Here is an 11,180-nt window from a genome sequence, read left to right as displayed (position 1 = left end):
CGGCGTGTACATCGCCTCCAACCGCCTGGTCCCGCTGAACGCAGAGGGCCGGGCCGATGTGGAACTGGCCTGGTTCTTCAGCGCCTGGGGCCTGGCCCTGCTGTGGGCGCTGGCCTGCGCCGTGGCGCGGCCTAGCCGCATGGGCTGGTCGGTGCCACTGGGCGCAGCGGGGCTGGTGTGGGCGCTGCTTCCGGTCATCAACGCCCTGACCACCCACGCCCACTTGGGCGTCACGCTGCCTGCGGGCGAATGGGTGTGGGCCAGCATGGACCTGGCGTTCCTGACCACTGGGCTGGTGCTGGGCTGGCTGTCGTGGCGGCTGCGCCCGGGCCGTTGGCCCCGGGGCACCGCCGCGGCGGCCAAGGCGCCCCGCACGGCCCCGGCGGCTGCCTTGCCCGCTGCGCCCGAAGTGTCTGTTTCAACGTCGGGGGCTTGAACACCATGTCCGCATTTCTGCTGTGTTTTGCGGCCTGGTCGGTGATGGCGTTGGGCATGGACCGCCACCATGAAGACGCCACAGGCCGCGAAGGTGCGGCCCGCCGCCTGCAACAGCTGCGCCGCGCGGGGTGGCTGTTGCTGCTGCTGTCGCTGTGGCTGGCCGCACACCCGGCCGATGGCGTGCCCGCATCGCTCGGCGTGACCGCATGGGCCGTGGCCCTGTCAGTAGCTGCCGTGGCCGTGACGGCCACTGTGACCTGGCAGCCCCGGCGCATACCGCTGCTGGCGGGGTTGGCCCTGCTGGCTGGCCTCGCCGCCTGGGCCGGGGGGTGGTGAGCGGAAAGGATGCAGCGGCCCTGCGGGCTCGCCGCTCCTTCTGATCCACCGCCCTCCTCAGCTTCCTTTTCTCCCACTCTCCGCACCCCTCCCAGCCACCGGCCCCATGGGCCCGCGCCAGGCCTGGTGCCTGCGGAGCCGTTTTCAACCGCGTTGCGCACACACCAAGGACAAACCATGCACGCACCTTTCCACCGTCCCTTCCGCCACCCCAAGGCCCTGCACCCGCTGGCCGCCGCGGTCCTGGCCGCGTTTTGCGGCACCGCGCTGGCACAAGCAACACCGCCCTCTGCGCCGACCCAGACGCTGGGCGAGGTCACCGTGCAGTCCACCAGCGGCGATGACGGCTATTCGCCCGCCGTCAGCACCTCGGCCACCAAGGGCAGCGCGCCGCTGCGCGATGTGCCCCAAGCCGTGAACGTGGTACCCGAGCAGCTCATGCGCGACCAGGGTGCGCGGTCGATGGAAGACGTGCTGCGCAACGTACCCGGCGTGGCCATGAGCCACGGCGACGGCCAGCGTGACCAGGTGGTGATCCGTGGCTTCACCGCCATTGCCGACCAGTTCGTGGATGGGGTGCGCGACGATGCGCTGTACTTCCGCGACCTGGCCGACATCGAGCGCGTGGAGGTGCTCAAGGGCCCCGCCGCCGTGCTGTACGGGCGCGGCTCCTCGGGCGGCCTGATCAACCGCGTGACCAAGAAACCCAAGTTTGGCGAGACATCGGGGGAGGCTTCTCTGGGCCTGGGCAGCTACGCCTTTCGCCGCGCCACGGCCGATGTGAATGTAGGCATCAGCGACACCGCTGCCTTCCGCATCAACGCCGCCGTCGAAGACTCGGGCAGCTACCGCGACCAGCAGTTCATCAAGCGCCACAACTTCGCGCCGTCGCTCGCGCTCAAGCTCGCGGCGCAGACCGACCTACTGCTGCAGTACACCAACGCGCGCGACAAGCGCCTGACGGACTTCGGCATTCCCGCACTCAACGGCCGTCCAGTGAACGTGCCCGCCAGCACCTACTACGGCTCCAGCAACGCCGCACAAGACGACACCACCACCAGCACCATGCAATCGCTGGCGGCCACCCTCAACCACCGCTTCAACGACGACTGGTCGGTGCGCAATGTGACACGCGCATACGACTACACGCTGGACCGCTACAACACCCTGCCCGGCGGCACCACCAACCCGGTGAACCTGACCGTGGGCCGCACACGCTCGTTCATCCTGCGCGACGAAAGCGGCCTGTTCAACCAGACCGACGTGACCTGGCGCAACCAGCTCGGGGGCCTGAAGCAGGAGTGGCTGATAGGCATGGAACTGGGCCGGCAGAAGAAGCGCGCGGAGTCCGTGTCGGGCGGAGCAGACCGCGTCTCCATCTTCAACCCCGCCGGCGTAGCCGCTCCGGTGATACCTGTCGCCAGCTACACCGCCGACAGCGCCATCCCCAGCCACACCACCCAAGACACAGCGGCGCTGTACTGGCAGAACCAGATCACGCTGGCCCCGCAGTGGAAGGCGATGGTGGGTGCGCGCTACGACGTGTTCAAGCAGCAGACCGAGTTTGATCGCAAGCTCTCCGCGTTGTCGCGCACTGACAAGAAGTTCAGCCCCCGCGCAGGCCTGGTCTGGCAGCCCAGCGACGCCGTGTCGTACTACGTGTCGTACAGCAAGTCGTTCCAGCCTTCGGCAGAGACTTTTGCACTGGCCGCCAACAACACCGCCAACGAACCAGAGATCACGCAGAACAAGGAAATCGGCGTGAAGCTCGACCTGCTCGATGGCCGCATGAACGTGACGGGCGCGCTCTTCAACCTGGAGCGCACCAACATCAAGAACACCGACCCCTCCAACCCCTCGCGCCAGATCAACGTGGGCACGCAACGCACCAACGGCCTGGAGCTGACCGCCAACGGCCGCCTGCACGGCCGCTGGGATGTAAGCGCCGGCTACGCCTGGCTGGATGGCCGCATGACGAAATCACTGGCCACCACCACCTCCACCCAGTTGCCTACCGCCGCCATTGCCGCCCAGGACAAAGTGCCTGCGCTCACGCCCCGCAACTCGGCCTTCCTGTGGGCCATGAAGGACCTCGGCCACGGCCTGCGCGCGGGCGGCGGTGTGAACTACGTGGGTGCGCGCTTTACCTCACTGACCAACCTGGTCACCCTGCCCGCCTACACCACAGTGGACGCGGCCCTGCAGTACACGCAGGGAAAGTGGGAGGTGGATGTGAACATCAAGAACCTGCTCAACCGCAAGTACTACGTGTCGGCCCATGGCAGCAACGACAACCTGATCCTGCCAGGCTCCCCGCGTGCTTTGCAGGTCACGCTGCGCACGTACTTCTGACGTGGCCAAGAGGCACAGGCATCTCAGTCAACCCGCCGCTTCACTGGACATGTCATAGCTGAATCCTAGATGTCGCTGACGAACTGCCAAAGCTCGTCAGCAGCTACTGAAAATATAGCAATTTCCCCGACGAAAAGATTCCTGCGGTCACAGGGATCGCAGTGCTCGGGGAGCGGGCCGCGGTCAGCACATGCTCCAGTTGCCGTCGTAGAGATCAGCCCTTAGCCCCAGCTCCACGATCTGCGCAATCAAGGTACGCACCGATTGCCTGGCCTTGTCACCTTCTGGGTCGTCGTGTTGCGCCAACTGCGCGGGGCGATGGGCACCAGTGGCTTTGCGTACCCACACTCCGCGCCAGCGGGCCATGTTGGTGGTTTCCAGTGCCACCGCATTCAAGGCATCAATGTAGATGTATCCGGTGGTCATCACCTGCCGGATACTCTCCCGTTCGGCCGCGCAAGGAGCGGTGATCTGTTCGCTTTGCATCGCCAACATCGTCATGCCGATCAGACGATTCAATGACGAGGACGTCTGCACGGAGAGATCCACCAATCGATGCACCAGGTCATGCAGAACGGCATCCTCACCCGCTCGGTTCGCACCGAACCCGTCGACAGAAACGATGGCCAATGTGCCGGACATGGCCGTCAGCATGTGGGAAGCCAATGCAAAGAGGTTCACGATTCCCAGTGTGCCCTTGCGCTGCTCTGGGCTTTCCACCTTCGGCAAATAGTCGAATTGCCGCGTGAACAGCTCTTGGATCAGTTGTGTGGACTCATCAGTCATTGCCGACTTCCAGCGCGTAGCGGACAAATCAGGGCAGTACATCGCAGCGGCTCAGGCCGCATAGCCAAGACTGGGTCGCCGCGTGTAGCCGACCAAAGGAGCGCCCGACTGCTCTTCAATCTTGAAGATCTGCACTGCCTGTATCAGCTGCTGGGCCTGCATGTCCAGACTCTGCGCTGCGGCCGCGCTTTCTTCGACCAGCGCTGCGTTCTGTTGCGTGACCTGGTCCATCTGGTTCACCGCCTGGCCGATCTGGGACACGCCGGAGCTCTGCTCAGAGATGGCAGCGCTGATCTGCCCCACAACTTCCTTCACACTCTGGATGGCGCCAACCACTTCGTCCATGGTCTGGCCCGCCTGATCCACCAGCTGGGTACCGGCAACCACCTTTTCCACGCTTTCGCTGATCAATGCCTTGATCTCCTTGGCGGCCGTGGCACTGCGCTGCGCAAGGTTGCGCACCTCGGTGGCCACCACGGCAAACCCGCGCCCTTGTTCACCCGCCCGCGCGGCCTCCACAGCGGCGTTCAGCGCCAGGATGTTCGTTTGAAAGGCAATGCCGTCAATCACGCCGATGATGTCGGAAATCCTGCGTGAGCTGTCGTTGATACCCCGCATGGTGTCCACCACCTGCGATACCACTTTGCCCCCCTGGGTGGCGACGGTGGTTGCGGTCATGGCCAACTGATCTGCTGACTTGGCGTTCTCTGCGTTGTTGAGGACCGTGGTGCTGAACTGCTCCATGGTGGCGGCCGTCTGCTGCAGGGCGCTGGCCTGCTCTTCGGTACGGTGGCTCAGGTCGATATTTCCGCGTGCAATTTCGGACGTGCCCATGGCGATGGACTCGGATGCGCCGCGCACCTTGGTAACGATGTCCGCCAGGTTCTGCTGCATAGCGCTCAAAGAAGCCAGAACGCTCCCCTGGATGGCGGTGTCCGCTCCGTCCATTTTCGACAGGTCACCATTCGCCACGCGGCGCGCCGCATCGCTGAGCGTATCAGGCTCAGCCCCCAGTGCACGCGACAGGCTGCGTGTGATCAGGTAGCCAGAGATCAGCGCCACCAATGCCGCCGCCAAAGCAAGGGCGACCAGGTAGGTGCGCTGCGCGGCCATGTCCGACTCAGATTGCTGCACAAGCTGGCCTGATCGCTCGTCGGTGACAGCCTGGTATTCATTGGTCTTGGAGACCAGCGCGGCCAGCAGAGGGCGGCACTTCTCGTTGATCATGGTGATGGCCTCATCCCGCTGGCCATTCAGCGCCAGATCCACGATCTTCAAAGCCACAGGGCTGTAGGCGTGTTCGATCTTGTCGATGTCGTCCACAAGCGTCTTGATGTGTGCCGGCACATGGCCTGCTGCGGCCATTTCTTTCAGTCGAGCCAACCGGTCCTGAACATCAGCATGGGCTTTGCTCACCGCGAGCTTCTCAGCAGCGCGTTCTGATTCCGAGGTGACTATCACCAGGTTACGCGCCGCAATGGCACGGCGGTTGACGGCCGACTGCACGTCTTTCGCCAGATGGGCGCGGGCATTGATGCCGGTGACGTAGTCGTGGAACAGGTCCTTCTGCTTTGTCATGTCATAGATGGCAATCCCAGCCACCAGCAGGATCAGGGTCACCATCAGGCCGAAGGCCAGACTCAGTTTTCTACGGACGGTCATGCGGTTGCGGTTCATGCATATCACCTTGTTGATTGACGTGGCGCAATTTTTGACGAATTTATCATTTTAGTCAATTTGTTTTTATCAATTAGAGATCGAAGCAGCCGCACTGCAGTCAAATTTTCCAAACTACACCAATTGATCGGGAATCATTCGCATTTACGGGATAAAATTTGGTTACCGCAAGCCAAAGCCCTTTCTCTCGGCTGCAGCCAGCTCCCTCCGTCATCAGATGCATTCGGGTTGCCTGGCTTGAAACACTCCTTTCTCTCTGATCCTTCCGGCTTGGCCGCCGCTTTGCGTCTGGCTCTTCAGTGCGTGCGTGCGCAGCGCTTTGAAACTCAAAGCCCTTGCGGTAGCAAATCGCTCAACAAGGTTCTCATCCCATGCTGAGCCCCACCGCCCTGCGCCGCTGGAGCTGGACCCACAAATGGTCCAGCCTGGTGTGCACCGTCTTCATGCTTCTGCTGTGCATCACCGGCCTGCCGCTGATCTTTCACCACGAAATCGGCCACCTGCTGGGCACCGAGGTCGAGGCGCCCGCCATGCCTGCCAACACGCCGCGCGCGAGCCTGGACCAAGTGCTGGCCACCGCGCAGGCGCTGCACCCCGAGCGGGTGGTGCAGTTCGCGTCGCATGCGGAGGACGATGACAACGTCTGGTTCGTCACGCTCACGCCCACCCCGGCGCCCACCGATGACTTCCGCTCTGTGGCGGTGGATGCCCGCACGGCCCAGGTGCTGGCGCAGCCACGGTTTGACGAAGGCTTCATGTACGTGATGTTCAAGCTGCATGTGGACCTGTTCGCGGGGCTGCCGGGCAAGCTGTTTCTGGGCTTCATGGGCTTGCTGCTGCTGGTGGCCATCGTCACCGGCGTGGTGTTGTATGCGCCGTTCATGCGCAAGCTGGCGTTTGGCGAGGTGCGGCGGGATCGGTCCACGCGGGTGAAGTGGCTCGACCTGCACAACCTGCTGGGCATCGTCACGCTGGTGTGGGCCTTCGTGGTGGGTGGCACGGGCATGATCAACACGTGGGCCGACCTGCTCATCAAGTACTGGCAGTACGACCAGCTCTCGGTGCTGCTCAAGCCGTATGAGGGCCAGCCCATCGTGCCCGCTGCAGAGCGGGCGCCGCTGCAGCAGGCGCTGGAGGCCGCGCAGGCCGAGGCGCCAGGCACCAAGCTGTCGTTCATTGCGTTCCCGGGCACGGCGTTTTCCAGCCCGCACCACAACACGTTTTTCCTGCGCGGCAACGAGCCGCTCACCTCGCGCCTGCTCAAGCCCGTGCTGGTGGACGCGCGCACAGCGCAGGTCACCGCATCGCCCACGCTGCCGTGGTACCTGACGGCGCTGCTCGTGTCGCAGCCGCTGCACTTTGGCGACTACGGCGGCATGCCGATGAAGATCCTCTGGGCGCTGCTCGACATCGCCACCATCGTGGTGCTGGGCAGCGGGCTGTACCTGTGGCTGCGCAAGGGCGTACAGACAAGGAGCCCTTCGCCCAACGCCGCGGGCAGCGTCACCGGTCACTTGGCTGGCGGCGCATTGCCCACATCGGGCGCAGCGCGCACCACCGAGGGGGCCGTATGAACAAGCGCAGCCCTTTCTGGGCCCTGTGGGGCGGGCCCATCGTGATGGGTGTGCTCACCACCACCGGGCTGCTCACGGCCCTGGTGTCCGACACCTGGGGCGACTGGTGGTCGTGGGTGGCGCTGGGCATCCCCGTGGGGGTGATGGGCTGGTACGGCCGGCCGCGCGCACCGGTGCCGACTCCCCCAGCAAAGAACCCGCGCGCGAGCGCGGAGTTGTGAGCGTTTTCCGGCGGCTGTCATGACGACCTCACGGCGGTCGCTGAAGCGGGCCCCACGGCCCACCGATCTGCGCTGTCGTCCGGTGTGAGCCGGGCGCTGCAACGTTCAGATCAAAAAAGCCACCCAGCGCTTATCTCAAAAGCGCAGGCAGCTACCAAAAAGTGAGCTTTGTTGCACCCACCCGGGGGGGTGCGGCGGGCTGCGCGCTGCGTTTTTGGCGGCGTTCCCGAATCCCAAACCAAAGAGAGGAAATATCCATGTCTTGTGCTCCCACCTTCCCACGCCCTTGGCTGGCTGCCGCGCTGACCATCGCCAGCGTGACCGCACTGGCCCCTGTCCACGCGCACCAGGTGTGGCTGGAAAACGCCGGGGGCCAGGCGCGCCTGCACTTCGGGGAGTTCAACGACAACCTGCGCGAGACTTCGCCCGGCCGGTTGGACCAGTTCAAGGGCGTGCCCGTGCTAGAACAGCAACGCACGGGCGCCGCCGCCCAGCGTGTGGAAGGCCAACTGGGCAAGGACGCTTTTGTCTACCCCGCCGCCGGCACGCCCGACACCCTGTTTGCCACCGCCACCTACCCGCTGATCGACCGCAGCAAGCGCAACCTGCCCGCGATGGTCTGGCAGCCCTCGGCCCGCTGGGTGGCCAGCCTGGCCAAGCCCGTGGCCCCCACCGCCCCGCTGGACCTGGTGCCCACCGGCAAGCCGGGTGAGCTGAAAGTGGTCTATCAGGGCGCACCGCTGCCCAAGGCCAAGGTGCAGCTGGCCGCACCCTCGGGCTGGACGCGCGAGGCCGAGGCCGGTGAAGACGGCACAGTGACCTTCGTCACCCCCTGGAAGGGCCAGTACGTGGCCGAGGTGAAGCACAGCGACAAGACGCCGGGTGAGGCACATGGCGCACCGTACGGCGAAGCCAGCTACGTGACCACGCTGAGCTTTGTGCTGGCCGACGGCATGCCGTCGCCGTCCCTGCCCCCAGCGGCCACTCCCGCCTCTGCGGGACGCTGACCGGCGCCCATTTCAAGCCAAAACGGCCGCTTGCGCTAGTCGAATATGCCCAAGTAGCTATCCAATTAATAGCAGATCATGCATCCTTCCGCATCCAATTCGCGCGCATGCTGCGCGCCGCGCACCGCGGTGGCACAGGCCGCCCTGCTGCTGCTGTGCAGCGCCGCTGCCCATGCACAAACCGCTCCGACCACCACGGCCGAGACCACGCTGGCCCCTGTCACCGTCTCTTCGGGCGCGGGGCAGGAGAACCCCACCGCACCCGTCACCGGCTTTGTGGCCAAGCGTGCGCTGAGCGCCACCAAAACCGACACGCCCCTCATCGAAACACCCCAGGCCATCAGCGTGATCACCCGCGACCAGATGGAAGCCCAGGGCGTTCAGACGCTGCGGCAGGTGACGGCATACACAGCGGGCGCGGTGTCCAACTATTTCGACAGCCGCGTGGACAGCTTTGCCGCACGCGGCGGCACGGTGAGCCAGTACCAGGACGGCCTGCTGCGCACCTACGGCACCTACAACACCAGCCGGCCGGACCCGTACACGCTGGAACGTGTGGAGTTTCTGCGCGGCCCCACCTCCGTGCTGTACGGCCAGGGCAGCGTGGGCGGCGTGCTCAACCTGACCAGCAAACGCCCGCAGGCCGACACCCTGCGCGAGGTGCAGGTGCAGCTGGGCAACAACGCGCGCAAGCAGATCGCCGCCGACCTGACGGGCGCGCTCGACCAAGACGGCCAGTGGCTCTACCGCCTGGTCGCCGTGGGCCGCGACAGCGGTACGCAGGTGGACCATGTGGACGACAACCGCGTGGTGTTTGCGCCATCGCTCACCTGGAAGCCCAATGCCGACACGTCGCTGACGCTGCAGGCGCTGCACCAGAAGGACCAAAGCGGCTCGCTCATTGGCTTCTTCCCGTGGCAAGGCACGCAGCTGCCCAGCCAGTACGGACAGATTCCGCGCAACACCTTCATCAGCGAGCCGGGCTGGGACGCGTACGACACCAGCAACAACTCCTGGGGCTACCTGTTCAGCCACCGTCTGAACAGCGACTGGACAGTGCGCCAGAACCTGCGCCGCACCGTGAGCGAGGTGGACTACCGCACCATCTACACCAGCTTCACCGCCAACGCTGGGACCGGCCGCCCTGCGCGCCCCGTGTTCAACAGCGACAACCGCACGTTGGTGCGCGATGCGGTGTGGAACCTCAACACCGGCCGCATGCTGCTCATCGACACGCAGCTCGAAGGCAAGCTGCAGGCGGGCAGTACCGCGCACACAGTGCTCGCAGGCCTGGACGTGCAGCGCAACCACACCGGCCAGCAGGCGTGGCGAGCGGTGGCGTCGTCCATCGACGTGTACAACCCCGTGTACGGCAACTTCACGCCACCCACTGCGGCGCAGCTGGTGCGCCAGCCCAGCGTGGTGCAAAAGCAGTTGGGGTTCTACGCGCAAGACCAGATCCAATGGGGCCGCTGGACGGCCACGCTGGGCCTGCGCCACGACAGTGCGCAGACCGATACCGAAGGCCGCCCTGCCGCTGCCGTGGACGACAAGGCCTGGACCAAACGCGCAGGCGTCACGTACCAGATGGATGGCGGCTGGGCGCCGTATGTGGGCTACTCCGAATCGTTCCAGCCCCTGGGTGGGCTCGACGCGTACGGCACCCCCTACAAACCCCAGCGCGGTGAACAATGGGAGGCCGGGGTGAAGTGGCAGCCGCCAGGCCAGGGCATCAGTGCGTTTGCCGCTGTGTACACCCTGCGCGAGAAGAACCGCAAGACCACCGACCCCGGCAACCCGCTCAACAGCCTGCAGATCGGCGAAGTAAAGGTCAACGGTTTCGAGGCGGAGGTGCAGGCCAGCCTGGCGCGCCAGTGGGACTTCACGGTGGGCTACGCCTTCACCGACGCCCAGATCAGCCGCAGCAACGCAGGCGACCAGGGCCAGCCCGTGGCCAGCGTGCCCCGGCACACCGCATCGGCCTGGCTGAGCCACCGCTTTGCAGCGCAGGGACGTGGCGGCTGGGTGGTGGGCGCGGGCGTGCGCTACACCGGCTCGCAATGGAGCGGCACCAGCGCCATCAGCACCCCTGCCGCCACCCTGGCCGATGCCATGCTGGCCTACGACGCTGGCGACTGGCGCGTGGCCTTCAACGTGGTCAACCTGACCGACAAGGTGCACATCACTCAGTGCCTGGCACGCGGGGATTGCTTCTACGGACAGGCGCGCACCTACACGCTGACCTCGACCTACCGGTTCTAGGGGCCCGTTGACGATCCCTCAAGGGGTCGTCGCCCACTCCACGAACCCCACCAGCCGCCCTGCAGCGCCTGCAATCCTCGCGGCCCTTGCAGCGCCTTCACGGCGGCAGCAGCCCGGGCACTGCGGCACGCCGATGGCAGCCCACGTGGGGCTTGCGCTGCATTCGCGACCTTGACGGGGGTGCCGGGCTACGCCCCGGGTCGGTTCTGGCGTGCCCTACCAGAACCATGTTGCGCCGCAACGACATCTTGATGACAAAAAGGTGTTTACCCCGCTGGCGGCCAATCACGGCGGCCAGTAGCATCCCCTTCCGTTGCAAAGTGCAACGATCACATCACCACAGGCACCAAACTTGCTTGTAGCGGCGGCCCGAAGGCATCACCCCTGTGCGTTTTTGGCCGGTGATTATTTGTCATCAAACAAAATTTGATTTAAGGCAACGCTGATTAAGGTCCACCATTGAGAGGGGTCAAACGTTATCCGCAGATGAAGCAGCAGACCTTGGCAATGGCCGCAGATCAAGACAA

At 65.0% G+C, this 11,180-nt stretch carries 8 protein-coding genes and 1 pseudogene; 7 read left to right on the top strand and 2 right to left on the bottom strand.

What is annotated here, in order from left to right; all coding sequences use genetic code 11:
• From DBR23_RS31270 to DBR23_RS20095, 3 genes and pseudogenes are all read left to right on the top strand, one after another.
• Window positions 1–436 (top strand): annotated as a pseudogene (locus tag DBR23_RS31270) (PepSY domain-containing protein); the annotation flags it as partial.
• A 5-nt stretch (window positions 437–441) separates the two neighbouring features.
• Window positions 442–774, top strand: a complete 333-nt coding sequence (locus DBR23_RS20100) for a DUF3325 domain-containing protein (protein ID WP_108499382.1) — start codon at window positions 442–444, stop codon at window positions 772–774.
• A 177-nt stretch (window positions 775–951) separates the two neighbouring features.
• Window positions 952–3,126 carry a TonB-dependent siderophore receptor gene (locus tag DBR23_RS20095; RefSeq protein WP_108499375.1) on the top strand — a complete coding sequence of 725 codons (2,175 nt, stop codon included), beginning with the start codon at window positions 952–954 and terminating at the stop codon, window positions 3,124–3,126.
• Window positions 3,127–3,309: 183 nt separating this feature from the next.
• On the opposite strand, the gene DBR23_RS20090 is transcribed toward DBR23_RS20095, so the two are convergent.
• Window positions 3,310–3,912 carry a hypothetical protein gene (locus DBR23_RS20090; protein WP_108499374.1) on the bottom strand — a complete coding sequence of 201 codons (603 nt, stop codon included), beginning with the start codon at window positions 3,910–3,912 and terminating at the stop codon, window positions 3,310–3,312.
• A 51-nt stretch (window positions 3,913–3,963) separates the two neighbouring features.
• Window positions 3,964–5,589: a methyl-accepting chemotaxis protein gene (locus tag DBR23_RS32190; RefSeq protein WP_146191382.1), complete on the bottom strand. Its 1,626-nt coding sequence runs from the start codon at window positions 5,587–5,589 to the stop codon at window positions 3,964–3,966.
• A 371-nt stretch (window positions 5,590–5,960) separates the two neighbouring features.
• Here DBR23_RS32190 and DBR23_RS20080 point away from each other — a divergent pair, with 371 nt between their 5' ends.
• The 4 genes from DBR23_RS20080 (at window position 5,961) to DBR23_RS20065 (ending at window position 10,653) form a co-directional block, all read left to right on the top strand.
• Window positions 5,961–7,163 carry a PepSY domain-containing protein gene (locus tag DBR23_RS20080; RefSeq protein WP_108499373.1) on the top strand — a complete coding sequence of 401 codons (1,203 nt, stop codon included), beginning with the start codon at window positions 5,961–5,963 and terminating at the stop codon, window positions 7,161–7,163.
• Entirely contained in the window at window positions 7,160–7,384 is a 225-nt protein-coding gene (locus DBR23_RS20075) for a hypothetical protein (protein WP_108499372.1), read from the top strand. Before DBR23_RS20080 ends, DBR23_RS20075 begins: the two co-directional genes overlap by 4 nt.
• Before the next feature lie 257 nt (window positions 7,385–7,641).
• On the top strand, window positions 7,642–8,391 hold the full coding sequence (locus tag DBR23_RS20070; protein ID WP_108499371.1) for a TonB-dependent receptor: 750 nt from the start codon (window positions 7,642–7,644) through the stop codon (window positions 8,389–8,391).
• Window positions 8,392–8,469: 78 nt separating this feature from the next.
• On the top strand, window positions 8,470–10,653 hold the full coding sequence (locus DBR23_RS20065; RefSeq protein WP_108499370.1) for a TonB-dependent siderophore receptor: 2,184 nt from the start codon (window positions 8,470–8,472) through the stop codon (window positions 10,651–10,653).
• Window positions 10,654–11,180 lie beyond the last annotated feature (527 nt).

It is taken from the genome of Acidovorax sp. HMWF018 (genome assembly GCF_003061035.1).
GTDB classification, from domain to species: domain Bacteria; phylum Pseudomonadota; class Gammaproteobacteria; order Burkholderiales; family Burkholderiaceae_C; genus Acidovorax; species Acidovorax delafieldii.
This window is presented reverse-complemented; position numbering and strand designations above follow the sequence as displayed.